Origin of the sequence: Corynebacterium sp. A21, assembly GCF_052266655.1 — a bacterium.
GTDB lineage: Bacteria > Actinomycetota > Actinomycetes > Mycobacteriales > Mycobacteriaceae > Corynebacterium.
In genome coordinates, this window is sequence record NZ_JBQPQY010000001.1 from 425,248 (window position 1) to 450,087 (window position 24,840).

The 24,840-nt window shown below is 61.7% G+C and carries 24 protein-coding genes and 1 pseudogene; 21 read left to right on the forward strand and 4 right to left on the reverse strand.

Going from position 1 to position 24,840, the window contains the following annotated elements; translation table 11 throughout:
- Window positions 1–171: 171 nt before the first annotated feature.
- From rplS to ACTU46_RS01935, 8 genes are all read left to right on the forward strand, one after another.
- Window positions 172–513: a 50S ribosomal protein L19 gene (gene rplS / locus ACTU46_RS01900; protein WP_443378400.1), complete on the forward strand. Its 342-nt coding sequence runs from the start codon at window positions 172–174 to the stop codon at window positions 511–513.
- 408 nt (window positions 514–921) lie between these two features.
- Window positions 922–1,602, forward strand: coding sequence for a signal peptidase I (lepB, locus tag ACTU46_RS01905; RefSeq protein WP_443379385.1), 681 nt, complete (start codon window positions 922–924; stop codon window positions 1,600–1,602).
- A gap of 13 nt (window positions 1,603–1,615) precedes the next feature.
- Window positions 1,616–2,293 (forward strand): ribonuclease HII, encoded by a 678-nt coding sequence (locus ACTU46_RS01910; RefSeq protein WP_443378402.1) that lies wholly within the window; start codon window positions 1,616–1,618, stop codon window positions 2,291–2,293.
- Window positions 2,290–2,595: a DUF2469 domain-containing protein gene (locus ACTU46_RS01915; RefSeq protein WP_443378403.1), complete on the forward strand. Its 306-nt coding sequence runs from the start codon at window positions 2,290–2,292 to the stop codon at window positions 2,593–2,595. Before ACTU46_RS01910 ends, ACTU46_RS01915 begins: the two co-directional genes overlap by 4 nt.
- Before the next feature lie 165 nt (window positions 2,596–2,760).
- Entirely contained in the window at window positions 2,761–3,135 is a 375-nt protein-coding gene (locus tag ACTU46_RS01920; RefSeq protein WP_443378405.1) for a YraN family protein, read from the forward strand.
- Between the two features lies 1 nt (window position 3,136).
- Window positions 3,137–4,663 (forward strand): YifB family Mg chelatase-like AAA ATPase, encoded by a 1,527-nt coding sequence (locus ACTU46_RS01925; protein WP_443378407.1) that lies wholly within the window; start codon window positions 3,137–3,139, stop codon window positions 4,661–4,663.
- Complete coding sequence (gene dprA, locus ACTU46_RS01930; RefSeq protein WP_443378409.1) at window positions 4,660–5,829, forward strand: DNA-processing protein DprA; 1,170 nt, start codon at window positions 4,660–4,662, stop codon at window positions 5,827–5,829. The genes ACTU46_RS01925 and dprA overlap by 4 nt, the downstream gene beginning before the upstream one ends.
- Window positions 5,830–6,107: 278 nt before the next feature.
- The gene (locus ACTU46_RS01935; protein WP_443378411.1) at window positions 6,108–7,082 is read left to right on the forward strand and encodes a tyrosine recombinase XerC; all 975 of its coding nucleotides are present in this window, start codon (window positions 6,108–6,110) and stop codon (window positions 7,080–7,082) included.
- Here the strand turns inward: ACTU46_RS01935 and ACTU46_RS01940 are convergent.
- A complete protein-coding gene (locus tag ACTU46_RS01940; protein WP_443378413.1) occupies window positions 7,045–7,608 on the reverse strand; it encodes a M23 family metallopeptidase in 564 nt (187 codons plus the stop codon). The genes ACTU46_RS01935 and ACTU46_RS01940 overlap by 38 nt on opposite strands.
- A 584-nt stretch (window positions 7,609–8,192) precedes the next feature.
- On the opposite strand from ACTU46_RS01940, the gene rpsB reads away from it, so the two are divergent.
- The 5 genes from rpsB to ACTU46_RS01965 all read left to right on the forward strand — a co-directional run bounded on the left by rpsB (window position 8,193) and on the right by ACTU46_RS01965 (window position 13,109).
- A complete protein-coding gene (gene rpsB / locus ACTU46_RS01945) occupies window positions 8,193–9,032 on the forward strand; it encodes a 30S ribosomal protein S2 (RefSeq protein WP_443378415.1) in 840 nt (279 codons plus the stop codon).
- Between the two features lie 242 nt (window positions 9,033–9,274).
- Window positions 9,275–10,102, forward strand: a complete 828-nt coding sequence (gene tsf, locus ACTU46_RS01950) for a translation elongation factor Ts (protein ID WP_443378417.1) — start codon at window positions 9,275–9,277, stop codon at window positions 10,100–10,102.
- Window positions 10,103–10,648: 546 nt separating this feature from the next.
- The gene (pyrH, locus tag ACTU46_RS01955) at window positions 10,649–11,335 is read left to right on the forward strand and encodes a UMP kinase (protein WP_443379387.1); all 687 of its coding nucleotides are present in this window, start codon (window positions 10,649–10,651) and stop codon (window positions 11,333–11,335) included.
- 118 nt (window positions 11,336–11,453) lie between these two features.
- A complete protein-coding gene (gene frr / locus ACTU46_RS01960) occupies window positions 11,454–12,011 on the forward strand; it encodes a ribosome recycling factor (RefSeq protein ID WP_443378418.1) in 558 nt (185 codons plus the stop codon).
- A gap of 216 nt (window positions 12,012–12,227) precedes the next feature.
- Window positions 12,228–13,109 (forward strand): phosphatidate cytidylyltransferase, encoded by an 882-nt coding sequence (locus tag ACTU46_RS01965; RefSeq protein ID WP_443378420.1) that lies wholly within the window; start codon window positions 12,228–12,230, stop codon window positions 13,107–13,109.
- 201 nt (window positions 13,110–13,310) lie between these two features.
- On the opposite strand, the gene ACTU46_RS01970 is transcribed toward ACTU46_RS01965, so the two are convergent.
- Window positions 13,311–13,775 (reverse strand): LapA family protein, encoded by a 465-nt coding sequence (locus tag ACTU46_RS01970; protein ID WP_443378422.1) that lies wholly within the window; start codon window positions 13,773–13,775, stop codon window positions 13,311–13,313.
- Window positions 13,776–13,879: 104 nt separating this feature from the next.
- Between ACTU46_RS01970 and rlmN the strand changes: the two genes are divergently transcribed.
- Together rlmN and ACTU46_RS01980 are read left to right on the forward strand one after the other, a co-directional pair.
- Window positions 13,880–14,989 carry a 23S rRNA (adenine(2503)-C(2))-methyltransferase RlmN gene (rlmN, locus tag ACTU46_RS01975; RefSeq protein ID WP_443378424.1) on the forward strand — a complete coding sequence of 370 codons (1,110 nt, stop codon included), beginning with the start codon at window positions 13,880–13,882 and terminating at the stop codon, window positions 14,987–14,989.
- Window positions 14,990–15,287: 298 nt separating this feature from the next.
- Window positions 15,288–15,383, forward strand: a pseudogene (locus tag ACTU46_RS01980) (ABC transporter ATP-binding protein); the annotation flags it as partial.
- Window positions 15,384–15,517: 134 nt separating this feature from the next.
- On the opposite strand, the gene ACTU46_RS01985 reads toward ACTU46_RS01980, so the two are convergent.
- Window positions 15,518–15,958 carry a DUF2631 domain-containing protein gene (locus ACTU46_RS01985; protein WP_443379390.1) on the reverse strand — a complete coding sequence of 147 codons (441 nt, stop codon included), beginning with the start codon at window positions 15,956–15,958 and terminating at the stop codon, window positions 15,518–15,520.
- A 202-nt stretch (window positions 15,959–16,160) separates the two neighbouring features.
- Here ACTU46_RS01985 and dxr point away from each other — a divergent pair, with 202 nt between their 5' ends.
- The 5 genes from dxr to map all read left to right on the forward strand — a co-directional run bounded on the left by dxr (window position 16,161) and on the right by map (window position 22,969).
- Entirely contained in the window at window positions 16,161–17,324 is a 1,164-nt protein-coding gene (gene dxr, locus ACTU46_RS01990; protein ID WP_443378426.1) for a 1-deoxy-D-xylulose-5-phosphate reductoisomerase, read from the forward strand.
- A 42-nt stretch (window positions 17,325–17,366) separates the two neighbouring features.
- Complete coding sequence (locus tag ACTU46_RS01995; RefSeq protein ID WP_443378428.1) at window positions 17,367–18,578, forward strand: M50 family metallopeptidase; 1,212 nt, start codon at window positions 17,367–17,369, stop codon at window positions 18,576–18,578.
- A gap of 164 nt (window positions 18,579–18,742) precedes the next feature.
- Window positions 18,743–19,900 carry a flavodoxin-dependent (E)-4-hydroxy-3-methylbut-2-enyl-diphosphate synthase gene (ispG, locus tag ACTU46_RS02000; RefSeq protein WP_443379392.1) on the forward strand — a complete coding sequence of 386 codons (1,158 nt, stop codon included), beginning with the start codon at window positions 18,743–18,745 and terminating at the stop codon, window positions 19,898–19,900.
- A 228-nt stretch (window positions 19,901–20,128) separates the two neighbouring features.
- The gene (locus ACTU46_RS02005; RefSeq protein ID WP_443378430.1) at window positions 20,129–22,015 is read left to right on the forward strand and encodes a penicillin-binding transpeptidase domain-containing protein; all 1,887 of its coding nucleotides are present in this window, start codon (window positions 20,129–20,131) and stop codon (window positions 22,013–22,015) included.
- 66 nt (window positions 22,016–22,081) lie between these two features.
- Complete coding sequence (gene map / locus ACTU46_RS02010) at window positions 22,082–22,969, forward strand: type I methionyl aminopeptidase (RefSeq protein WP_443378432.1); 888 nt, start codon at window positions 22,082–22,084, stop codon at window positions 22,967–22,969.
- A gap of 29 nt (window positions 22,970–22,998) precedes the next feature.
- Here map and ACTU46_RS02015 read toward each other — a convergent pair whose 3' ends face one another.
- Window positions 22,999–23,793: a hypothetical protein gene (locus ACTU46_RS02015; protein ID WP_443378433.1), complete on the reverse strand. Its 795-nt coding sequence runs from the start codon at window positions 23,791–23,793 to the stop codon at window positions 22,999–23,001.
- 261 nt (window positions 23,794–24,054) lie between these two features.
- On the opposite strand from ACTU46_RS02015, the gene ACTU46_RS02020 reads away from it, so the two are divergent.
- The gene (locus tag ACTU46_RS02020) at window positions 24,055–24,837 is read left to right on the forward strand and encodes an ABC transporter ATP-binding protein (RefSeq protein ID WP_443378435.1); all 783 of its coding nucleotides are present in this window, start codon (window positions 24,055–24,057) and stop codon (window positions 24,835–24,837) included.
- Window positions 24,838–24,840 lie beyond the last annotated feature (3 nt).

Sequence of the window (24,840 nt, forward strand, 5' to 3'; positions counted from 1 at the left end):
GGAAGTTTGGCCTGGCGTGGGAAACGTGGCACAATATCTAGGTTGACTGTGCGTGCCCCTTGTGGGACGTCAGCTGCAATACCTGTTTCGGATACGAGCCGGTCGAGCGCCCCGATCAGGGGAAGTGCCGCCAGGGTCCTCTGTCCAGTACAACGATAAGGATTGTTTCCTATGAACATTCTCGACAAGATTGATGCAGCACAGCTGCGCGACGACGTCCCGGCTTTCCGTCCCGGCGATTCCCTTGACGTTCACGTCAAGGTGATCGAGGGCGCTAACACCCGTACCCAGCTGTTCAAGGGTGTCTGCATCCGCCGTCAGGGTGACGGAATCCGTGAGACCTTCACCGTCCGTAAGGTCTCCTTCGGCATCGGCGTTGAGCGTACCTTCCCGGTTCACTCCCCGAACATCGACAAGATCGAGATCACCCGTCGCGGCGATGTCCGTCGTGCGAAGCTGTACTACCTGCGCGACCTGCGCGGCAAGGCAGCCAAGATCAAGGAGAAGCGCTGATTTCAGGCCTCCCTGTGAGGCACTGAAGGCGTTAACCTGACCACCCCCTCCCGCGAGCTAGCTCGCGGGAGGGGGTGGTTTCTTTTTGGGTCAACTCGTGGCGGCATCAGGAATCCCACCGGCGTGTCGAGCGTGCGCTTATCGACGCCCCGCCCACCTCTTTGCGGAGCCGCGCCGGGGTAGACTGCCGCGGCCACGCCGCCGAAGAACCGTCTGGGGTGCCTGCTAGAGTTGGCAGGCGTGACTGATTCATCCCGCCCCCATACCTCCGGTGAGCCCGGCGACCTCAACGCCGACCAAGATAGTGGTGGGGCACCCGAAGCGCAGGGGGAGAAGCACAACCCCGCGGATTCGCCGGTCACCGATGGGGCGGATGGGAAAAAAGAGAAGAAGCAGACTCCCTGGTACATCGAGGTTCCAGTGGTGATTGTTCTGACACTGCTGATCATCTTCGTGTTCCAGACCTTCGTGGGCCGGATGTATCTCATTCCCTCGCAGTCCATGGAACCGACCCTGCACGGTTGTGAGGGCTGCACTGGTGACCGCATCTTCGTGGACAAGATCACCTATGACTTCTCCGACCCGGAGCCCGGCGATGTCGTGGTCTTCGAGGGAACTGATTCCTGGAACAGCGCATTTATCTCCCAGCGTTCCGAGAATACCGTGATCCGTGGTCTGCAGAACCTCGGCTCCTATGTCGGACTGGTTGCCCCGGATGAGAACAACCTGGTCAAGCGAATTGTCGCCACTGGTGGTCAGACGGTATCCTGCCAGGCTGGGGACCCAGGGGTCATGGTCGACGGCCAGGAGATCAGCGATTCCTACACCCTGCAGCCGGCTCATTTCCCGGTGGATCCCAATACTGGCTCCGATGAGTGCGGCGGCAATTTCTTCGGTCCGCTCACCGTCCCTGATGACCACTACTTCATGATGGGCGATAACCGCACGAACTCTGCGGATTCCCGATACCACCTCGGTGATGAGCATCAGGGCACCATCCCGGAGGAGAACCTCCGTGGCAAGGTCCAGGCCATCATCTTCCCGCTGAACCGGATCGGCAGTGTCGAAGACCCGGATATCCAGGGTTAGGTTTCAACCTCCCATGCTGAGGGTACGTCGCCTCAAACAGCTACGGACCTACGAAGTCGCACTATCCAAGCAGGGCCTCGGACCCGTTGCTGGTGTTGATGAAGCTGGCCGTGGGGCCTGCTGCGGTCCCATCACAATCGCTGCCTGCATCCTCCCGGACAGAACCATTCCGGAACTTGCCCGACTGACCGATTCCAAGCAGCTCAGCCCGAAGGTTCGGCAGGAACTGCTGCCCGTGATCAAGAAACACGCGCTGGCTTGGTCGGTAATCTCGATCCCGGCGCAGGATATTGACCGCCGCGGGATCCAGCACGCTAATATCTCCGGCATGCGCCGGGCAGTGGCTGCCCTGTCATTGCGCCCTGGTTATGTCCTCACTGATGCGATGCGGGTTCCGGGGCTTTCCTGTCCCAGCCTGCCGATTATCGGAGGGGATGCTGCTTCCCGGTGTATCGCCGCCGCCAGTGTGTTGGCTAAACAGAGCCGCGATACTTACATGCAGGAGCTGGATGAGCGTTATCCGGACTATGGGCTCGCCGCGCACAAGGGCTATGGCAGTAGTTCACACCTGGCTGCGGTGCGCCGCTACGGTGGCTCCCCGGAGCACAGATATAGTTATGCGAATATAGCGCAGGCACACCAGGAGTGGTTGCGTGAACAGGACCGGGAATCAAGGGAAGGCAGGGCATGAGCGCTGAGGAACTCGACAACTATGAGGCAGAGGTCGAACTGTCGCTCTACCGCGAGTACCGCGATGTCGTCAGCCAGTTTTCCTATGTCGTGGAAACCGAGCGACGCTTCTACCTCGCTAACGCGGTGGAGCTGATCCCACACAGCAATGGCGGTGACGTTTACTACGAGGTCCGGATGTCGGATGCTTGGGTATGGGATATGTACCGTTCCGCCAGGTTTGTTCGCTATGTCCGGGTGATTACCTACAAGGATGTCAATATCGAGGAGCTGGACAAGCCGGAAATGATTTTGCCGGAATAGTCGATTTTTGAACGGGTGGCAAGTGCCACCGGGCCGCGCCTGTGGATGAGCAGTAGTTATCCACAGGTGCGGCCTTGTCTCATCTTCAGGTGTTGATTCCCCCTGGAATTCGGGCGATCGTGAAGCAGAATAGTTCATGAAGGCTTCGGAGCAGGGGGAATACACATGGGGGTCCAACACCGTAGGCGGGCGGCACTCGGCAAAGCTGGGGAGGCGCACGCCGCTGGCTTCTATCGGGATCGTGGTGCCGAAATAGTCGGCCAGAATGTCAGCTACCCGGTCGGGGAGATCGATCTGATCGCGAGGGAACCCGATGGCACGCATGTCTTCATTGAGGTCAAGACGCGCAGCACCCTGGACTTCGGGGGCGCGGAATCAGTGACCCCCGCTAAACGACGTCGCGTTCGGGCGGCCGCGGTGCGCTGGCTCGAGACGCGCCTGGGGCAGGGGGAAAAGCGGGTGCCCATCCGCTTTGATGTCCTGCTGCTGGTCTCGCGGCCGGATGGCAACTTCAACGTTGAGTATTATGAGGGGATCTGACATGGCACTCGGCAGGACCTACACCACCGCACTGACCGGGGTGCGGGCAGACATCGTCAGTATTGAGGCCAATATCGGCCCAGGGCTACCAGGCATCTACATCGTCGGGATGGCCGATACCGCCATCAGTGAAGCTCGGGACCGGATTCGCACTGCGGTGATGAACTCGGGCCTGAGCTGGCCCAAGACCAAAATTATCCTCAGCCTATCGCCGGCTTCGCTGCCGAAGTCTGGCGCACACCTGGATCTGGCCATGGTGGTGGCCGTGCTCACTGCCCGGGCGGAAGACCCAGAGGTGGATAGCAGGCTGCAACATACCTTGCTTCTCGGGGAGGTGGGCCTCGATGGCTCGATCAAGCCGGTGCCCGGAATTCTGCCAGGTTTGCTGGCGGCCCGGGAACACGGCTACACCCGGATACTGGTACCACCGGGCAATGCCGTCGAAGCAACTCTCCTCGAAGGAGTAGAGGTACTGCTCGCGCCGACCCTGCGTGCGGTGCACAGCTGGGTCACCGGCGTGGCTGAACTACCTCCCCTGGATTCCCCGGGAGAGCTCGCTCTCCCCGAGAATATCCCCGATATGGCGGATATCGCCGGCCAACCGGAAGCCCGGTTCGCCGCTGAAGTTGCTGCTACCGGGGGACACCACATGCTGATGACCGGACCTCCTGGCTCCGGTAAGTCAATGATCGCCGCCCGACTTCCCGGGTTGCTGCCGCCGTTGGATCCGGATCAGGTCATCGAAGCTTCCACGGTCCACTCCGTGGTGGGGTCGAGCTTTCAGGGGGCCGTGCGGCGGGCACCTTTCATTGCCCCGCACCACAGCATCTCCCGGTCGGCTCTCCTCGGCGGCGGGTCCGGGCATCCGGTGCCTGGCGCGGTCAGCCTGGCCCATCACGGTGTGCTTTTCCTGGATGAAGTCAGCGAGATTCCGGCGGGCATCCTCGACAGCTTGCGTACTCCGCTGGAACAGGGATGTGTCCGGATGTTGCGCTCCCGCAGGGAGGTGGTCTTCCCCGCAAGCTTCCAGCTGGTCATGGCGGCCAACCCCTGCCGCTGTGCGGCTGAGGAGGCACCCCGTTGCCGTTGTACACCGAGACAGCGGTCGACCTACCTCAATAATCTTTCAGGTCCGCTAAGGGACCGCATCGACATTCGGGTGCGGACGAGCGCCCGGGGCGCGGTCATCAGCACCGGAGACGCAGAATCCACTGTGGTCATCGCGGAGCGGGTTGCCGTGGGCAGAGAGCGTGCCCATGAGAGGTGGTCCCGTCATGGGCTGGGGCATCTGCATAACGCAATCGTTGACCCGCATGTGCTGCGCCGGTATTTTCCGGCGGATGATGCCGCGATGGCCTTGCTCGGGGCATATCTCGGTGATGCCGAGGTCAGTCAGCGTGGTGTTGATCGGGCACTAAAATTGGCCTGGACACTGTGTGACCTTGATGGCGGGGACCTACCGAACCTGGATCATATGGCCAGAGCGCTTGACCTGCACGGTAGTTCCGAACTGGTGGAGGCGGCATGAGTTCCCGGGCAAGCTGGGCCTATCTCTCACGGGTGGTGGAAGGTCCGAGTCGGCATCTTCAGGAACTGTTTTCCAGGGGTCATGAGGCTGATGAAATCGCTGAAGGAGTCCGCAAACGGGAAACCTGGATTGGTCCTTTGCTCGGGGAAACCGAAAGTCGGTACACCTGGGACCGTTCGACGGAGGATCTGGAACAGATTGCGGCCCTCGGTGGTCGTCTGATTACTCCGGAGGATGAGGAATGGCCGGGGCTGGAGTTTGAGCAGGCCTTCGGCTTCGCGGCCGCCGGAGTAAGTGAGCACCTTCGGACCTATCGATCAGATGCGGTGGAACCCCATGCGCTCTGGGTTAGGGGTACGCCGCTGGCACCTCAGGTGGCGCAGTCAGTGGCGATCGTCGGTACGCGAGCGCAGAGTCGTTATGGGGCGGAGGTCACCCGGGAGTTGGTGGCGGGACTGGTGCCGCACCAGTGGACAGTGGTGTCTGGAGGAGCTCTCGGTATCGACACCGAGGCGCATCAGAGCGCATTGTCCCATGGTGGGAGAACAGTGATGGTTGCGGCCGGTGGGCTGGATCAGGCCTACCCGGCTAGGAACCGGGGGCTCTTCGACCAGATCGCGGAGCAGGGAGCGGTACTCAGCGAGTATCCGCCCGGGTTGCCACCCCAACGGCACCGTTTCCTCACCAGAAACCGCCTCGTCGCGGCTCTGACAAAAGGAACGGTGATTGTGGAGGCTGCCTGGCGTTCCGGGGCTTTGAACACACTGAGCTGGGCCAGCGCCCTGGGGCGGGTAGCGATGGCGGTTCCGGGGCCAGTGACCAGCGCCAATTCATTGGGCTGTCATGAACGAATCCGGGATGGCAGGGCGCAGCTGGTGACCGGTGCTGATGATATCCGTCAGCTGCTCAGTGCGATCGGGGAAGTGGATATGGAGCAACAGTATGAGCTCCACTACCCGGGCTCTCCGGTGCAGCAACTCAGCCACAATGAACTGCGTGTCTTTGACTGTTTGGAGGCTGAAGCAGTGCTGGAGGCCGAGGAGGTGGCGACCGCTGCAGGGCTACCCCTGGCGTTGGTGGTCCATCTCTTGGTGGACCTGAGTAAACGGGGCTTGGTTCGCCGATCAGGCACCAAGTGGGGTCGGGGAGAAGTCGCTGACCAGTAGGTTTAAAGAATCTTTCCCAAACTCTTGCAAGAAAAGGAAAGGCAACCTAAAGTAGGTCAGGCAAGCCTAAGTTAAGTTGCTGAGATGTCGGGCTGGGCACCTCAGTAACTTGCCAGAGCGCAAATGGTGATCGTGGTTTTTGAGAGGATGCCACGGGAGCCGTGTCTTATGGCGACTAGGATTGTGGATTATGGGTGAGTCAATGGAAAAGGCGACGCGGAAGCAACGGACCGCGTCGCCTTTCTCTATGTTCACAGTCGATCAGGAAGGTGTAGGCGATGCCCACTAGGAAACCCGCCAACCAGGCCGCCAAGGAATCCACTCGGGGCGTTGAGTCGGCGGAACCTTCAGGCGGGCCGGAAGTGCCCCGCCACTCTATCTCTCAGGTGGGTGAAGCTATCGAGGACTTTGCGGAGCATCAATTGTTGGTGTTGGGGAGATCCGAAGCCACCGTGCGGGGTTATCGCTCCGATCTCAACGGGCTTACTGTGGGGATAGCAACCTTCCGGGAATTTACGCTCAACAATCTCCGCGCCTGGCTGGCTGAAGCCGTCGGGGCTGGGCTATCCCGGGCCACCCTGGCACGCAGAACGGCGGCGGTGCGAGCTTTCAGCACTTGGGCAGTCAAACAGGGGCATGTGGAATCCGATGTTGCCGCCCGTCTGATCTCCCCGAAAGTCAATCGTTCCCTGCCGCATGTCCTGGGGGAGCGGCAAGCGGGGGAACTCATGGGTAATGCCTCCTCCGCCGATGAGCCGGAATTCCTCCGTGATAGCGCCATGCTGGAGCTTCTCTATGCCACGGGGATTCGGGTGGCAGAACTTTGTGGACTCGATAGTGGAGATGTAGACCTCGGTCGCCGAACCGCAAAAGTATTGGGCAAGGGAAATAAGGAGCGGGTGGTTCCCTTCGGTGGGGCCGCTGCAGATGCCCTCCAGCAGTGGCTGGATCACGGGCGCCCAGAGTTTTCCCGAGGCAATGATGCGTTATTCCTGGGAGTCCGGGGTGGCCGTATTGATCCCCGACAGGTCCGTCGGGTGGTTACAAAGGCTGCAGAGGTCACTGGGGTGACGGGGCTCTCCCCTCACGGATTGCGCCATGCGGCGGCCACCCACCTGCTGGAAGGGGGTGCGGACCTGAGGGTGGTTCAGGAGATGCTCGGGCACTCGTCATTGCAGACCACCCAGATCTATACGCATGTTTCTGCACAGCGGCTCAAAGAGGTCTATCTGAGGGCCCATCCACGGGCTTGAGTCGAATCGCTGGCCTCGACAGTAGGCCCAGCGGGTTCTGATAGTCCTCGCCGATCCGCGCGCCCCAATGCAATCCGGGCCAGCCGTCCGTCGGGTGTGCCAATCTGCCGATTTCCTGACCGGTGGTGACCTGTTCTCCTCGGCTGATTAAAGGGTGCACTGGCTGATAAGTGGTCCGGATTCCATCCGCATGATCGATGGAGATGGTCGGAGTTCCGGCGACGGATCCGGCAAAGGCCACCACGCCATCACCCGCTGCCACCACCGGAGAGCCCACCTGGAGTGCGAGGTCCACGCCGCGATGTCCCGGCAGCCAATTCTGAGGTGGCTTGTCGAAGGCGCGGAGAACTGAAGTGGCTGAAGCTGCGCCGGTGGTGGGATCCACATAACTCACCGCTGGGGAGACTGTCTCAGTAAGAACCCTTGCCGCGCTGGGGTGGTGAGGCGATTCGGTCAGCTGCCGGGAATGTGCGGCGTTGTCCATCGTCAGGCTCTGGGTCATCAAAGCTGGGCCAGTGTCCGGCATGATGGGGGGAGTGTCCGATACCAGGAATCCCATCACCAAAATTCCCGCCAGGCACCCTGGAACTAGAGGGGGTATTGCCTTCCGCCGAGATCTCATGCCCGGAAGCCTCTCAGGAGCCGCTGGATTCCCCACGCTGCGACTGTCGGCGCAGGAGGCATGAATACCGGCAGGAGAGTCAGGGCCGGTGGCAGAGGTCAGAAATTTCATGTGTCTGATTCTTGCCGAAGACCTGGACTTCGTTCTTAGAAGGGCCGCTCACCCTGTGGAAAATGTGACGCATGAGGTGCAAGTGCCGCCTACTGTGGATGGTTTCGAGTCCTGTTTGGAGACGGTGCAGCTTGACGGTAAGGTTTTATGCAGCAGTATGCCCGGAATTGATCTCGCGAAAGTGAAAGCGGTTCCAGGTGTTCTGACTACGCGCGGCAGAGCCCCCTTTTTTCGAAGGGGACCGCGCCCGACGAGGTCCCGGTCTTTAATATTGGAGCGGGTGTCGGGTGTGTCCTCGGTCGCCAGGGTGTGGGACAACTCCAAAACCCATACACTTTCCGAAAACCAAAAGCACAACTACAGAAAGGGAGCATCCCATGGCAGTCGTAACCATGCGCGAGCTTCTCGATGCCGGTGTCCACTTCGGCCACCAGACCCGTCGTTGGAACCCGAAGATGCGTCGTTTCATCTTCACCGACCGTAACGGCATCTACATCATTGACTTGCAGCAGACCCTGACCTACATCGATCAGGCCTTCGAGTTCATCAAGGAGACTGTTGCCCACGGCGGCAGTGTTCTCTTCGTTGGCACGAAGAAGCAGGCCCAGGAGGCCGTTGCTACCGAGGCTTCCCGCGTCGGTATGCCCTACGTCAACCACCGTTGGCTCGGCGGTATGCTGACCAACTTCCAGACCGTCTCCAAGCGCCTGCACCGCATGAAGGAACTGCAGGCAATGGACGAGGCTGAGGATGGCTACGAGGGTCGCTCCAAGAAGGAAATCCTCATGCTGACCCGTGAGCGCACCAAGCTGGAGCGCGTCCTCGGCGGTATCGCTGATATGACCAAGGTGCCTTCCGCACTCTGGATCATCGATACCAACAAGGAGCACATCGCTGTCAGCGAGGCTCACAAGCTGAACATCCCGGTTGTCGCCATTCTGGACACCAACTGTGATCCGGACGTCGTCGACTTCCCGGTTCCGGGCAACGATGACGCAATCCGCTCCACCGCTCTGCTTTCCCGCGTGATCTCCACCGCCGTGGAACAGGGCAAGCAGGCTCGCGAGGAGCGTCAGCTGGCTGCTGCCAAGGACGCTGCTGGTGAGTCTGCGGAGAAGGACGCCGAGGCTGTCGCTGAGTCCGCAGAAGCTGCTACCGAGGCTCCGGCCGAGGCTGCAACTGAGGCTCCGGCAGAGTCGGACGAAGCAACCAACTAATAGTTGCTGCTTGCCGGTGGCCTGACCCAGGTGAGGCCACCTAGGCCCCCATGAACCCACGACTCGATCGGAACCTCAGGGTGCCGGGAGGGTTGATGGGAACGTGGGGGCTTTTCCCATCTATATCGGGAAGTTATAACGACACCGGCTCGCTCGATTATGCGGGTTGCCAGCACGGACTGGAAGTGTCGAGTACGCTTTCCAACGAAGAATATTCCTACTAAAGGAGGATCGCCCGAATCATGGCGAACTACACTGCTGCAGACGTCAAGAAGCTCCGCGAGATCACCGGCTCCGGCATGATGGATTGCAAGAAGGCTCTTGAGGAGTCCACCGGCGATTTCGATAAGGCCGTTGAGCTGCTCCGCATCAAGGGGGCCAAGGACGTGGGCAAGCGCGCTGAGCGCAATGCCACTGAGGGTCTGGTTGCCGTTTCCGGTAACACCATGATTGAGCTCAACTCTGAGACCGACTTCGTGGCCAAGAACGCTGAGTTCAAGGAATTCGCCGCCAAGATCGCCGAGGCTGCTGCTGTTTCCAAGGCTAACTCCGCGGAGGAACTGGCTGCCACTGATGTCGCTGGTCAGACCGCTGAGCAGGCTGTACAGGAGCTCTCCGCCAAGCTCGGCGAGAAGCTCGAGCTGCGTCGCGCTGCCACCCTCGAGGGTGACAACGTCGCCGTGTACCTGCACCAGCGTTCCGCTGACCTGCCCCCGGCAGTCGGCGTCATGGTTGCTTACACCGGTGCCGGTGAAGAGGCTCAGGTCGCTGCTCGTCAGGCTGCCATGCAGGTTGCCGCTCTGAAGGCTTCTTACCTGAACCGCGAAGCTGTTCCGGCTGAGGTTGTTGAGCAGGAGCGCTCCATCGCCGAGCAGATCACCCGTGACGAGGGCAAGCCGGAACAGGCTATCCCGAAGATCGTTGAGGGTCGCCTGAACGGCTTCTACAAGGAGAACGTCCTGCTGGAGCAGGCTTCCGTGGCTGACAGCAAGAAGACCGTCAAGGCTCTGCTGGATGAGGCTGGCGTCGTCGTCACCGCCTTCGCCCGCTTCGAGGTCGGCCAGGCGTAATTACGCCTGATATCCAGTTCTGACACTGGATTAAAGTTCCCGGAAGTAACTTTCGGAAACCTGATCCCCGGATCGCAGTTTGCTGCTGATCCGGGGATTTCGGCGTTTCTGGCCCGCCGGCGGATTCTATGAGTCGTTGCAATACCCTGAGATATCCAGGGAGCAACCTCCATGATCACCCACGGCCCGCTCCACTTATTAACCGACCCCGACAAGTTGGCCTTGACTGACTTGGTCTGTAACGGCACGAGCGTGCGACAAGCCGCACACGCCCTCGGCCTGCGGGGGTTGGGGACGTCGTCACGCAACTGAATCCCTGATCTGGATTTGTGGCCTTCGGCGGTCACTCCACCGGCTCGGTGTGGTCGGTGCGGAGGTTGGTCGGGTACTCACGGTAGGATTAAGACGAAATTTCCGGGAGCATAATCCCAGCCAACATTGGGACGGCCCGGAAGCTGAAGTGTCTTCTCTTCTGCCTTACACAAAGGAGTGCCCAACGTGACAACCTCCCCTGAAAGCGACCAGAACCCCGGCTATAAGAGGGTCATGCTCAAGCTGGGCGGTGAGATGTTCGGCGGAGGCGGAGTCGGCATTGATCCGGATGTCGTGGAGAATGTGGCCCGCCAGATCGCTGATGTGGCCAAGGGTGGTACCGAGGTCGCCGTGGTCATCGGCGGCGGGAACTTCTTCCGCGGTGCCGAGCTGCAGCAACGTGGCATGGATCGTGCGCGCTCGGATTATATGGGCATGCTCGGTACCGTGATGAACTGTCTGGCCCTGCAGGACTTCCTGATTCAGGCGGGCGTCGAGACGCGCGTCCAGACCGCCATCAACATGGCCCAGATCGCGGAGCCTTATCTTCCGCTGCGCGCTGCCCGTCATCTGGAGAAGGGCCGTGTGGTCATCTTCGGTGCTGGCATGGGCATGCCTTATTTCTCCACCGACACCACCGCCGCACAGCGTGCCCTGGAGATCGGCTGCGATGTGCTGCTGATGGCCAAGGCCGTGGACGGGGTCTTCTCTGCTGATCCGCGCACCAACCCGGATGCTGAGCTCTACACCCGGGTCACCCCGCGTGAGGTGATTGAGAAGGGCCTGAAGGTTGCGGATACCACCGCTTTCAGCCTGTGCATGGATAACGATATGCCGATCATGGTGTTCAATCTGCTCACCGAGGGCAATATCGCCAAGGCTGTGTCCGGGGAGCCCATCGGCACCCTGGTGCGTTCCTGATAGATTTGGACCAGTAGTTGCATTTCGGTGTGCTCGGCGTCCCTGATCGGCACTGGTCAGGGATTCCGGGCCGCCGGTGTGTTCCTGACAACGTGAAGCAGACAAGGAATTAACTGACATGATTGATGAGATCCTTTTCGAGTCCGAGGAGCGCATGGGTGCCACCGTCGAGCACACCCGTGAGGACCTGATGACCATCCGCACCGGACGTGCGAACCCAGCCATGTTCAACGGTGTCGTGGCCGAGTACTACGGTGCTCTCACCCCGATCACTCAGATGGCCACCATTTCGGTGCCGGAACCGCGCATGCTGATCATCAAGCCCTACGAGATGACCTCGATGAGCGCGATTGAGACCGCTATCCGTAACTCAGATCTCGGTGTCAACCCCACCAACGATGGCCAGGTTCTGCGTGTCACCATCCCGCAGCTGACCGAGGAACGTCGTAAGGACATGGTCAAGCTGGCCAAGGGTAAGGGGGAGGACGGTAAGATCGCCATCCGTAACGTCCGTCGTAAGGGCATGGAGCAGCTGAAGAAGCTGCAGAAGGATGGCGACTCTGGCGAGGATGAGATTCAGGCTGCCGAGAAGGAGCTGGACAAGGTCACCACGGGCTACATCAGCCAGGTCGATGATGTCGTCGAGCGTAAGGAAAAGGAGCTGATGGAGGTCTAACTCCATCACTCCCAGAGGCTCCAGGATGGGGGATCCATAAAAGTTTCCCCGACTATTGTAGGCACAGCCTGCCCGAGTTTTCCATAATCTTTGATTAAGATCTGGGGGAACATACCGGTTTAACCGGTTAGATACGGGCGGCCGTGCCTTTCTTTGTTACTGCGGCCCCGCCGGGGAAGAGTTTCCCGCTGGAAGAGTTTTCAGGAAAGGGTCCAGTTGAGTGAAGCAACTGCGGGCATCGGCGCGAGGCGGTTCCCGAAACCGAAGAACTCCGCCGGACGTGATCTCAAGGCTGCGATCGGGGTGGGCGCTCTTCTCGGGGCACTCGTTCTGATTGCGGTTTTGGTTGGACCATTTGCCTGGTACCTGCTGGTTGCGGTGGCCCTGGCGCTGGCCACCTGGGAGGTATGTACCCGACTGCGTGAGGGCAGCTTCGTCATCCCCCGGACCTTGATGATCATCATGGGGCAGGCGATGTTGTGGTCTTCCTGGCCATTTGGCACCACCGGCCTGGTGGCTGCCTATGTTACCGGTGTGCTGGCATTGATGGTCGGCCGTTTGTTCCACCACGGTCGAAACTCCCCGCCGCAGAACTACATGCGTGATACCGCGGTCGGTATTTTCGTACTCACCTGGATCCCGATGTTCGGTTCCTTTGCCGCGATGCTCTCCTTGATTGAGGGCAATGGCGTGGCTGGTGGGTTCTACATCATCACCTTCATGCTTTGCGTGGTCGCTTCGGATATTGGTGGCTATGTCGCTGGAGTGAGCTTTGGCAAGCATCCGATGGCTCCGGCGGTCAGCCCAAAGAAGTCCTGGGAAGGTTTTGCGGGTTCCGTCGTTTTCGGCATGGTGACGGGTTCTTTGGCGGTGCATTTCCTGCTGCATCATTATTGGTGGCTCGGTGCACTTCTCGGCCTGGGGCTGGTGGTCTGCGCGACACTCGGGGATCTGGTGGAGTCGCAGTTCAAACGTGAACTGAGAATAAAGGACATGTCGAACCTGCTGCCCGGACACGGCGGGATGATGGACCGGATCGATGGCATGCTGCCCGCCGCGATGGTCACCTGGCTGATTCTCAGCTTTATCGGCGGCTAGGAAAGCACAAAGTTTCCGGCCCAGAAACTGGGCGGGCTCTTGCCCGGGAGAGTCTTTTTCCGGAGGTTTTTCGACGCCAGCCTCAGCCCCCGATGAAAACCCCCGCCCGCCGCACAACACCGCTGCACAAGGCCGGACGAGCCCCGGAGCAGTTCACCTCTGCTCCCCGGCTCTGTGCACACCTGTGCCCAACCTCGGTGGTTAATGTGCCTGTCGGCGGGCTTTCTTCACCTGGCGGCGCAACTCGATCATCCGGACCATGCCGACCATGGCCACAATCAGGCCACCGGCGATGGCGGTAATCAGGTAGCCGATGCCAGCCGGGAATTGGAAGGACCAGGCGAAGAGATTCAACGCGATCTGATGTTGGTTCTGCAGGATGAATACGATCAGCAGGATGAGCAGCAACAGCCCGGCGATCAGCGCGACCCAGGTGCTCCCCGCCAGTGAGCTCTTGACCTTGTCGTCTGGGGTGGCCGTCCGCTTGCCCTTGCGGGGCTTCTTCTTGGCGGGGGTTTCCGCAGCATCGATCGAGGTGTCCTCGGGCCGCACCGCCGGAAGGGAACTGGCTTCCGGGGCAGGGTGAGCCGGATCTGGGAAGCCCGGCTCTGCGAGCTGACTCTCATCGCGGGGAGTAGCGCCTGGTACGGCTTCGTGGTTAGTCATATGTCCCATCTAAGCCCCCGGGAATCGAATTCGCCACAGATTGGGCGCTGTTTCACCTAACAATTCGGGAACGGTGTACCAGTCATGACATGATGGTGCATACCATGGCTGAACCTGTAAAACTGCAATTCGCGGCCCCGAAGCGCGGCCTGCCTCCCAAACACTTCGCCGACCTAGACCCCGAAGCGCGTATTACCGCTGTCACTGAGCTTGGACTGCCCAAGTTCCGGGTGGATCAGATCGCGCGTCACTACTACGGACGTTTCGAGGCTGACCCCTCGACAATGACCGATCTTCCCGCTGCTGCCCGTGAAAAGGTGCAGGCGGCGCTCTTCCCGACACTGATGACTCCGGTGCGGGTGGTTGAGACCGACAACGGTGACACCCAGAAGACCCTCTGGAAGCTGCATGATTCCATCCTCCTGGAATCAGTGCTCATGCGTTACTCCGAGCGATCGACGCTGTGCATTTCATCCCAGGCTGGTTGCGGTATGGCCTGCCCTTTCTGTGCGACCGGCCAGGGTGGACTGGACCGTAACCTCTCCACCGCGGAGATCGTCGACCAGGTCCGTGCGGCCGCCGCCACGATGGAGGCCGAGGGGTCACGGTTGTCCAATGTCGTGTTCATGGGCATGGGTGAACCGTTGGCCAACTATAAGCGGGTGGTTTCTGCGGTACGTCAGATCACCTCGCCGAGCCCTCAGGGGTTCGGTATCTCCCAGCGCAATGTCACCGTCTCCACGGTGGGGCTGGCGCCGGCGATCCGCAAGCTCGCCGATGAAGAGCTGTCCGTGACCCTGGCGGTCTCCCTGCACACCCCGGATGATGAGCTGCGCGATACCCTCGTCCCGGTGAACAACCGCTGGTCGGTGGACGAGGTGTTGGATGCCGCGCGTTATTACGCGGACAAGTCTGGCCGCCGCGTTTCCATTGAGTACGCGCTGATCCGCGACATCAATGATCAGGACTGGCGTGCGGACCTGCTGGGCAAGAAGCTGCATAAGGCGCTTGGCCCGCTGGTGCACGTCAACCTTATTCCGCTGAACCCGACCCCGGGTTCCAAGTGGGATGCGTCCCCGAAGGAGCGTCAGAATGAGTTCGTTCGGCGTGTCATCGCCCAGGGCGTGACCTGCACGGTCCGTGACACCAAGGGTGATGAGATTTCGGCGGCATGTGGCCAGCTGGCCGCCGAAGGCGAGCCGCAGTCCGCTTAAAAGCACCATGTGCTTGACGGCGCCGCGTTCAGTCCGGCGTCGTCGGGGGAGAGCCTAGAGCGGTGGCGCCACGGACCGTCGAACGGCGAAAGGATCTCCCACCCCTCATCTGCCGCCCCTGCACCCAGACCCGGAGGTCCGGGTGCAGGGGCGGTTGGTGGTCTGGGCAAGGCCTTTAACCAGTGGGTAGCGGTAGATCGCCTCAGGCTGGATATTCTCGCGCAACGCGATCTACCGCATCGTTGACCCCAATGGCGCCGGCAAGACCGCGATGATCAATGGTTGCCGCGCTGCTGCACAACCTGGAGATCAGGTCGATCCGGTATCGGGTCAGATGATCCAGCGGATCCTGCGCAAGTACGCTCGCGCCGGCGGCACCGTGGTGAGCAGTTCCCCGTGATGGAGTTGCTCAGGACTCACCTGGCCTACCCGCTGCCTTGTCCCATCCCTTCGCCTGGGCATGAGAACTGCCCTCCCGGTATGCCGGGAGGGCAGTTAGATCGTGCGCGAGGGGATCCGCGAGCCTACTTACTTGGCTGCGGTGGAACCCTCCGGCAGGACACGCAGGTGCTGGACACGAGAAGGCTCGATGTTCAGGGCACGCAGCTCGGAATCCTTGAGCTCAGCGTAGGGGCCCGAAAGGGTGGCCTGCTGGTAGCTCCAGTCCGGCTCATGGTGGCCGACCGGCTTGTTCTTACCGGTCAGGGTGCGGACCTGGTTACCCTTGGGCTCGAAGAGGTGGATCAGCAGACCGATCGCCATGAGAGCGGCGATGGCGAGCAGCCAGATGGTCTCAACATGACCCTCATGGTTACCGAAGTTGAAGCCCAGCAGGAAGAGCACAGATATCCAGCCGGCGATCTGGATGGCGGACTTACTCATTCCATGCCAGCCCCAGGCAGCCGAGGGCTCATCGAGGGTGGATACGCCGTTGTGAACCTCGGGCGCGATTTCGTGGGAACCAGCCACGTTCATCTCCTTCATACGCGCCTCCCCCGGGTCGTTGACGAGGAAATTCGTCAGGATTCCGGATGGAGGCCAGGGATTTTCGTACAAAACACTTACCCGTATCTTTGCACATTCGTAGCTGGGGTGCGACAAGGACACCCCCCAAAGGTTCGGAGAGAGACCATATCCCGCCCCGGCCCGGAGTAGATGCAAGAATGAACAGGTGAGCAAGCGCATCCTGATACTCGGTTCCACCGGATCCATCGGCACTCAGGCCCTCGAGGTCATCGCCGACAACCCCGACCAGTTCACTGTGGTCGGCATCGCCGCCGGGGGCTCAGATCCTGAGCTGATCATCCGGCAGGCCCGCCGCCTTAACCTCAGTCCCGGCCAGGTGGCCGTGGCCGGGGAGGCTGCTGCGCAGCAGATCTCCGGGGCCCTCGGTGGCCCGGTGATCAGCGGGGTAGCTGCCGCGGAGCACCTGGTTCGCGAGGTTCCGGCGGATACCGTCCTCAATGCCCTGGTCGGTTCGCTCGGTCTGGCAGCCACCTTGGCCACTATCGAAGCCGGTGAGGTGCTGGCACTGGCAAATAAGGAATCCCTGGTCGCTGGCGGAGACCTGGTGATGGCGCGGGTGCAGCCGGGGCAGTTGATCCCGGTTGACTCGGAGCATTCTGCGATGGCCCAGTGCCTGCGCTCGGGTACTCCCGCCGAGGTGGACCGATTGGTGTTGACTGCCTCAGGTGGTCCGTTCCGGGGCTGGACCAGGGAACAGATGTGGGATGTCACCCCGGAGCAGGCGGCCGCACACCCCACCTGGTCGATGGGGCAGATGAACACCCTGAACTCCGCCACTCTGATCAACAAGGGACTGGAACTGATTGAGGCGACCCTGCTCTTCGGCATCGATGCCGCTGATGTTGATGTCACCGTCCACCCGCAGTCGATCATCCACTCCATGGTTACCTTCACCGATGGCGCGACCATCGCCCAGGCTTCGCCGCCTTCGATGAAGCTCCCGATCGCCCACGCCCTGGCTTGGCCTGCCCGGGTGCCTGGCGCCCAGCCCGCGCTAGATTTCAGCCTGGCGCATGACTGGCGCTTCGAACCTCTTGACGATGCCGCCTTCCCCGCGGTGCAGTTGGCCCGCGACGTCGCCACCCGCGGCGGTACCTTCCCGGCGGTCTACAACGCTGCGAATGAGGAGGCCGCCGCCGCCTTCCTGGGTGGCCGAATTCACTTCCCGGAGATCGTCGATATCGTCGGCGAAGTGGTCGGGTCGGCTTCACAGTTTGCTGGTGTACCCTCAAGCGTCGATGACATTCTGGTCACCGAAGCGGCGGCGCGGGCACTGGCGAATCAACTCGTGGCGCAGCGCAGCCGCTAGAGTCTGACCGGTACATTCCAAGAAATCTGCTAGGAGAGTGGCGTGGGCGCATACCTGCTCGGCGTCTTTTTATTCGCACTGGGTATCGCGGTAACCATCGCGCTGCATGAGCTGGGGCACCTGCTCACAGCACGGGCCTTCGGGATGAGGGTCCGACGCTACTTCATCGGTTTCGGTCCGAAGATCTGGTCAGTGAAGAAGGGCCAGACCGAGTACGGCCTGAATGCGATTCCGCTCGGTGGTTTCTGTGATATCGCGGGAATGACCGCCCAGGATGAGGTGACTCCGGAGGAAGCCCCGCACGCCATGGTCAATAAACCATGGTGGCAGCGGGTGATCGTGCTGCTGGGCGGCGTGTTCATGAATGTCGTGGTCGGCTTCGTGATCCTCTACCTGGTGGCTGTTTTCTCGGGCATCCCGAATCCCTATGCTGACACTACCCCGAGGGTCGGGGAGACCCTCTGTGTCTCCGACCAGCTCTCCGAGACCCAGATCGCGGATTGCTCCGGAGTCGGCCCTGCCGGTGATGCCGGTGTCCAATCAGGTGACAGGCTGCTGGCGCTCAATGGGGCGGAGCTGGAGACCTTCGCTGACCTGCGTGATGAAGTGCTCACGCTGCCCGGGGAGACCGTCACACTGACGGTGGATCGCGAGGGGAAGATTCTCGATATTGCGGTCGAGGTTGCTGCCGTGGAACGCATGAGCCCGCAGGGTGGGATGGTCGTGGCGGGTGCCATCGGCCTGTCCAGCGCGCCGATCGAGGATGCCATGAAGCAGTTCGGCCCGCTCGAGGCCATTCCCGCCACCGCAGCCTTCACCGGTCAGACCATGGATGCCACCGTGGATGCGTTGATCGCCATGCCTGCCAAGATCCCCGGCGTCGTGGCCTCCATCTTCGGCGCCGAGCGCGATATGGAGGGTCCGATGAGCGTGGTCGGCGCCTCCCGGGTCGGTGGCGAGCTCGTCGAAAGATCGCTGTGGTCGCTGTTCTTCATGATGCTGGCCAGCCTGAACTTCTTCCTGGCGCTGTTCAACATTGTCCCGCTGCCGCCGCTGGATGGCGGGCATATCGCGGTGGTTCTCTATGAGAAGATCCGTGACTTCTTCCGCCGACTGCGCGGCCTACCGGCCGCTGGCCCTGCCGACTACACCAAGCTGATGCCCATCACCGTGGGTGTGGCGGCCCTGATGTTGAGTCTCGGTTCGATCATCATCATCGCCGATGTGGTTAACCCCATCAGACTCTTCGGCTGAGTCCTCGGCCACATGCCCGCTGACCTTGAGAAATGGGTCAACACCGGGTGAGGTCGGGAACTTCTGCAGGTGTAAGCTCGTTATAGTTGAAAAGAACCCGTTAGATCATGGCCGTGACCGGCCTTACCCCCGGCCGCACCCAGCTAGGAGCGATAACTGTGTCCATGCCCATCGGACTCGGACTGCCCGCCGCCCCGCCGCCCGTCCTTGCCCCGCGTCGTCAGACCCGGCAGCTCATGGTCGGTAGCGTCGGAGTGGGGTCAGACCACCCGGTCTCCGTGCAGTCGATGACCACCACCAAGACCCATGACATCAATGCGACCCTGCAGCAGATCGCCCAGCTCACCGCCGCCGGCTGTGACATCGTCCGCGTGGCCTGCCCCATGCCCGTTGATGCCGAGGCGCTGCCGATCATCGCGAGGAAGTCCCCGATCCCGGTGATCGCGGACATCCACTTCCAGCCCAAGTACATCTTCTCGGCGATTGAGGCCGGATGTGCCGCAGTCCGCGTGAACCCGGGTAATATCAAGGAGTTTGACGGCCGTGTCAAGGAAGTCGCCAAGGCGGCCGGTGACGCCGGTATTCCGATCCGCATCGGTGTGAACGCCGGTTCCCTGGATCAGCGCATCATGGACAAGTACGGCAAGGCCACTCCGGAGGCACTCGTCGAGTCCGCGATCTGGGAGGCCAACCTCTTCGAGGAGTACGGTTACGGCGATATCGCCATTTCCGTCAAGCACAATGATCCGGTCATCATGGTCGAGGCCTACCGTCAGCTGGCGGCCAAGACCGACTATCCGTTGCACCTCGGCGTCACTGAGGCCGGCCCAGCCTTCCAGGGCACCATTAAATCTGCGGTGGCCTTCGGTTCCCTCCTCGGGGAGGGTATTGGTGACACCATCCGGGTGTCCCTCTCCGCAGACCCGGTGGAGGAGATCAAGGTCGGGGACCAGATCCTGCAGTCGCTGAACCTGCGGCCGCGCAAGTTGGAGATCGTCTCTTGTCCCTCCTGTGGCCGCGCCCAGGTTGATGTGTACAAGCTCGCCGAGGAGGTCACCGCCGGCCTTGAGGGAATGGAATTCCCGCTCCGGGTGGCTGTCATGGGCTGTGTGGTCAATGGTCCGGGTGAAGCTCGTGACGCTGATATCGGGGTGGCTTCCGGCAACGGCAAGGGCCAGATCTTTGTCAAGGGCGAGGTCATCAAGACCGTGCCGGAGTCCCAGATTGTGGCGACACTCATTGAAGAGGCCATGCGCATCGCCGAGGAGCAGGGACTTGAGGAAATTTCCGGCACCAAGGCTGAGGTCAAGGTTACCCGCTAGATTTCCTGCAATACTGGTAGCCGGGTAGCTCCGGCAACCACGCCATAGTGCGGTTCTCCCCGACTGGATACGGTCAGGTGGAGGACCGCACTTCGGCTTTCCCTACACGCCCCGAGGGCCGGGTCAGCTGCTCCGGCCCCACCCGGAAAGCCCCCTGTGCGGTAATCCTTTTCTCCGGGGAAGTGTTGCTCCCGGACAGGTGTCGGCAGCGGTGTTAGCCTACGCAACATGAAGAAATCCTCGGCCCTACTCATGGTGATGGGGGTTCTCGCCGGAAGTCTGGTGGCCTGCACCCCGAAACCCGCGGCTGCGCAGCCGGTGGCGGAGGAATTCCTGGCGGCCCTGGCGGAGTTCGATCTTGATGCCGCGATGGGCCACGTCGACAACGCCGGGGCGGCCCGCACCGTTCTCGATGATACGGTGGCCGGGCTGCAGGCGGAGGGGCTGTCCGTGGAGTTGGGCGAGGTCAGCTCCCAGGAGAATATCTCCCGCGTCAGCTACACCATGAACTGGGACCTTCCCCGGGACCGGGAACTGGAGTACCAGGCGGATATGATACTGACCCGCTCGGAGGGGGAGTGGACGGTGCGCTGGCAACCTTCCCTGGTTCATCCGAAATTGGGGGCGAACCAGCACCTGGAGCTGCGTACTGTGCCCGCGCCGTCAGCGAGTGTGATCACCTCGGATGGTGCGGAGATCCTCAGTCCAGGGGTGGTGCACCGAATTCTGGTCGACACCACCAGGATGACGGATCCTCGCCGTACCGCCGCCCGGATCGCGGGGGCGGTCAATGCCGTGCATCAACATGATGAGACGGTCCGCGAGATTGACGCGGCGGCGCTGAGCGCTGATCTGGCGGGGGCTGCCGGGAACTTCTCGGTCGGCACGGTTCCGCAGAATCAGGGGCCCCTGATCGGTCGGGAGCTTTCCGATCTCCCCGAGGTTCGCCTCAATGAGGAGGCGGCGATGGTCTCCAATGAACCGGGCTTCGCTCCGGACATTATGGCCAGGGTGGGCACTATCGTCGCGGAAGACCTGGAGGGGACCGCCGGGTGGAAGGTCTCCACGGTCACGCAGGAGGGCGCCACCTATGAGGACGTCGTCTATGAACGGCCACAGCCGGCACCGGCGGTGAAGATCGGCATTGACCGGGATATCCAATTGGCGGCCGAGGAAGCGGTGAACCTCCGCCAGGACATGAAGGCGATGCTGGTGGCGATCCGCCCCTCAACCGGGCAGGTGCTCGCGGTGGCGCAGACGGACAAAGCAGATGCGGATGGCAATGCCGCGCTGATGGGGCAGTACCCGCCGGGCTCCGTCTTCAAGGTGGTTACCGCGGCCGCAGGTCTCCAGCGTCAAGGCTTGACCCCGGATACTATCGTGCCCTGTCCCGGCAGTATGGACATCTACGGTCGCACGGTGATCAACTACAACATGTTCAGTCTCGGCAATGTTCCGATGGACTCAGCTTTCGCCAACTCCTGCAACACCACCTTCGCCGATATCTCAACGAAGCTGGCTCCTGGTGAGCTGCAGGACACCGGCAAACAATTCGGCCTGGGAATCAACTACAGCATTCCCGGCTTGGACACCGTCACCGGTTCCATCCCCGAAGGTGAAACCCCGCTGGACCGCACCGAAGCCGGTTATGGTCAGGGCCTGGACCTGGCCAGCCCCTTCGGCATGGCCCTGATGTCGGCGACGGTCGCCGCCGGGCACACCCCGGTGCCCACGCTTATCGACGGCCATGTCACCGAGGTCAGTGAAGAAGTCCCGGTGATGGACTCCGCTGTGATTGAGGACCTGCGGCGGGTGATGCGCTCGGTGGTCACCTCCGGTACGGCGGCCGGGATGCAGGCCGGCGGCGAGATCTACGGCAAGACCGGCGAAGCCGAGATCAATGAGGGCTCGCATGCCTGGTTCTCCGGTTTCCGTGATGATGACATTGCGTTCGCCACTCTGGTGGTGCTGGGCGGCGGTTCGGAGACGGCCACCGCCATCACCGACCGCTTCTTCCTCACCCTGGATGAGGCCCGGGCGGCCCGGGAACCTGGTGCGGCGGTGGACCCGGCGCTGGATCCTGTACCGGCGGCAGATCCCACAGTCCTCGGATAGGGCGGGCGTCGAGAAGCGGCGTGTCAGCCGAGCCTGCCTCGGCTCAGGTTGGGCTGGGGGACTACCATGTTCAGCATGTCAGTTTTACGCGCCCCCATGTCCCCCGGCAAGCCGACCCCCATCCGTGAGGTGCCGGCGCACATCGAACGTCCTGAGTACATCTGGAAGGATGAGGTCCAGGAAGCAATCGGCGAGCCGTATATCCAGCCTCCCGAGACCATCGAAGCCATGCGTGAGGCCTCCCGCATCGCGGCGAATGCCCTGCAGATCGCCGGCGCAGCCGTGGCCCCCGGGGTCACCACCGATGAGATCGACCGGATCGCCCATGAGTACATGCTCGATCACGGGGCCTACCCCTCCTGCCTCGGCTACCGCGGCTACACCAAGTCCACCTGCATCTCGCTCAACGAGATCGTCTGCCACGGCATCCCGGACACGAATATCATTCAGGATGGCGATATCGTCAACATCGATGTCACCGCCTTCAAGAACGGCGTCCACGGCGACACCAATGCCACCTTCCTGGCCGGCAATGTCTCCGAGGAGCACCGCCTGCTTGTTGAACGCACCAAGGAAGCCATGATGCGCGGCATCAAGGTGGCCAAGCCGGGACGCGAGATCAATGTCATCGGTCGCGTCATCGAGTCCTACGCCAACCGCTTCGGCTACAACGTGGTCCGCGATTTCACCGGCCACGGTGTCGGCCCGACCTTCCACAACGGGCTCATCGTGCTGCACTACGATTCCACCGTCTACCGTGATGTCCTCGAGCCGGGCATGACCCTGACCATCGAGCCGATGATCAATCTGGGTTCGCTGGACTACACCATCTGGGATGATGACTGGACCGTGCAGAACACCGACCACAAGTTCACCGCACAGTTTGAACACACCCTGGTGATCACCGAGGATGGCAACGAGATTCTCACCCTTCCGGACAACGGCGAGTTCTAGACCCCGCGTAGGTTGGTTCCGGTGGCAGCTTAGGCCACCGGAAGCAACCGTAGCCGGCCGCCGTGGCGTAGCGCCGAGAGCGCCAGCAGAACTGTGGCGGCGAAGAAGCACCAGACCACTTCGCCCGGCGTCAGCAAGAGACTCCACCGGCTACCGGGGAGAATGGTGGCGGCCAGCAGGTAACTGACCACCGCGCAGATCACGGCGGCACCCACCAGCACCGACCACATCTTCCGGAGGATTTCCCGGGGGATCAGCTCCGCTGTCTGGATCCGGATCAACCGGAGAGCGAGGATCGCCCCGGTCACGGTGGCCAGCGCGCCGACTGCGCAGAGCAATGGAGAGGTGGCCGGGCCGAGCGAGAACCAGGCGCACACCGCAGTACCTCCGACACCACTGAGCGCAGCGGCCGCCCACCTGCCGGGTAGCTGAGCCACTCCGCCCAAAAAACACAGCAGCGCCGCGAACGGCACCACATGGGTAGCGGTGATGATTAGGGCCTGTTCCACCGCACCTGCAGTAGTGAACTGATTGAGGGCGTGTACCGCACCGCCGGCCAGCAGCGTGGTTCCCCCGAGTGCGGAGACCCACCGCGACAGCCCCCGAAATCCCCCGGCGACCAGAGCGAGGACAGCTGCCGCGGCCCCGGCAGAGACGACTGCGGCGGCGGCGACGGCGAAGAGCGGATTCTCCCGCAGGAACATCCCATCCAGGGCAGCCAGTAGTACCACTGCGGCAGTGGCGATGCTGATGGTGGCACCGCCGGAGTGGTTGAACGCCCCAGCCTTCGTCACCGTGCCGGCCGGCACTTCCGGTTCCGGCACGAGCTGTGATGCTGGCGCAGACCTGCGCTCATCCCCGGACTGTACTTCCCGGGTTGAGGCTGATTCGACCATGTCTTTCACCGTCCTCTCACCGTCCTCTCGCAGTCATGGGGCAAGGTCATTAGCAGACAGGATACGCAGCTCAGAGGTGGTCGGGTAGAGGCATGCCGCAAGATCACCTGATGATCTTCTGAGTAAGGGCGGGTCTCATGCGTAAACTAGGGAAGTTCCCCCACCGCCCCCGAAAAGGCAAAGGTTCATATGACTCCGCAGTATCCGGTTATCACCGCCGAACATCTCCGACACAATTTTGGTCGGGGAGAGGCCCGCGTTGCGGCACTCGACGATGTCAGCCTGGATATCCCGAGGGGAAGGTGGACTTCGATCATGGGACCCTCCGGCTCCGGCAAGACAACGTTGCTGCACTGCCTTTCCGGACTGGAGGTACCGGACTCCGGCTCGATCATCCTGAGCACCCGTGGCCGCTCGGTGGGGCGCAATCTCAAGATGAGTTCGTTGTCCGAGAATTCCCGCGCCAAGCTGCGGCGCAGCTCCATCGGGGTGATCTTCCAGGACTTCAACCTGGTTCCGGTGCTCTCGGTCCGGGACAATATCCTGCTGCCGGGGCGACTGTCCCGGAAAAAGGTCGAACGGTCCCAGTTCAATGAGGTGATCGAACTCCTCGGTCTGGAAAAGCGTCTGCGGCACTTACCGGATCAACTTTCGGGAGGTCAGCGTCAGCGGGCGGCCATTGCCCGCACCCTGCTGATGAACCCGGATGTCATCTTCGCCGATGAACCCACTGGTAGCCTCGACACTGAATCCGGTGGTGTGGTGCTTGACCTCTTCCGCCGGATGGTGGATGAGCGTGGCCAGACCCTGGTGCTGGTCACCCATGATCCGGCGGCCGCGGAACGCGGTGACCGTCTGGTCCGGATGCGTGACGGCAAGATCGTGGCGGCCACTGAGCTCCGGAGCGCCGAGCGCCAGGCCAGTGACGCCCCAGCCGCAGGCTCCCCGGCCGCGGAACCTCGGGAGGGATAGTCA